This is a genomic window from Rhodococcus sp. NPDC127593 (assembly GCF_042671975.1).
Taxonomy (GTDB): Bacteria; Actinomycetota; Actinomycetes; order Mycobacteriales; family Mycobacteriaceae; genus Rhodococcus_F.
The window spans coordinates 1-1175 of the sequence record NZ_JBHXWI010000190.1; the positions used below are offsets into that span (position 1 = coordinate 1).

At 66.0% G+C, this 1175-nt stretch carries 2 protein-coding genes; both read right to left on the bottom strand.

Going from position 1 to position 1175, the window contains the following annotated elements; all coding sequences use genetic code 11:
* Positions 1 to 485 (bottom strand): biotin carboxylase N-terminal domain-containing protein (locus ACFVJ3_RS49535; RefSeq protein ID WP_378459055.1); only part of this gene is annotated, 485 nt, incomplete at its 3' end.
* A gap of 292 nt (positions 486 to 777) precedes the next feature.
* Positions 778 to 1074 (bottom strand): acyl-CoA carboxylase subunit epsilon, encoded by a 297-nt coding sequence (locus ACFVJ3_RS49540; protein ID WP_378459056.1) that lies wholly within the window; start codon positions 1072 to 1074, stop codon positions 778 to 780.
* Positions 1075 to 1175: the final 101 nt, after the last annotated feature.

The following is a 1175-nucleotide window of genomic DNA, read 5'->3' on the forward strand; positions in this document are numbered from 1 at the left end:
CCGTATTCCTTCGCGAAGGCGACGACCTCGTCGGCGTTCTTGACGGGGTCCTTGGTGCCGGCGGCCATCGGGGCCTTGGCTTTTTCGGCGATGTGCCGGGCGGTGACCTTGTCGCCGAGGTCGCGGATCGATTGCGGGGAGGGGCCGATCCAGATCAGGCCGGCGTCGATCACGGCCTGCGCGAAGTCGGCGTTCTCGGAGAGGAAGCCGTAGCCGGGGTGGATGGCGTCGGCGCCGGACTTGGTGGCGGCGTCCAAAATTTTGTCGAACACCAGGTAGGACTCGGCGGAGGTCTGCCCGCCGAGGGCGAACGCTTCGTCGGCCAGGCGCACGAACGGGGCGTCGGCGTCGGGTTCGGCGTAGACGGCGACGCTGGCCAGGCCGGCATCGGCTGCGGCCCGGATCACCCGCACTGCGATCTCACCGCGGTTCGCGACGAGCACCTTGGAAATACTTTCCGGCGCAATCACATCAGTAGTCGACATTGGGTTCTGTGTCCTTCTCGGTGTGTATTGGAGCCCCGGTATTCGGGTGGGCTGCCGTCTGTCGCCGGGAAGCCGCGGGGGTCGGCGGTGATGCCGGAGTGGGTCCGTCGAGCTCGAAGGGGAATGACTGAGCCGAACGGAGCACGACAGCCATCGTCGCCGCTGTTCTGGCGAGGACCTTTAGTCCCGCGAACACGCCGACAGCGGCGGAGATGAGTGATCTCCACACTGGTGCACTGCTCATCGCACTTCGCGGTCCTTCCATGTGCATTGTCGTCAGTACCAATGAGTTTCAGTAGCCTGCGTTGACCAGGACGGCAGCGGCGGCTACTTGCCGACGCAGAATGAGGGCGGGAGTGCCCCACGAATCGTTATCGGGCGCGGGCGCTTCCGCCGCGGAACCGGACGAGGCGATCGCAGCGAACACTGCGAGTACCGCGGCGATGTCCGTGTCGCTCGGGTTGCCCGTGAACGTCACGGCCGGTGCCACCGGCTCTTCGGCGAGGCCGGCATCCAGCGCGATCTCGTCGAGCACCTCGTCCACCGTCAATTCCGCGGTCAAGGTGCCGAATGATTCGCCGCCGCTCACAGCGGAATGTTCCCATGCTTCTTGGGCGGGAGGGTGACCATTTTGCGTTCGAGTAGGCGCAGGGCGGCCACGATCTGTCCGCGGGTGTGGGACGGGGGGAT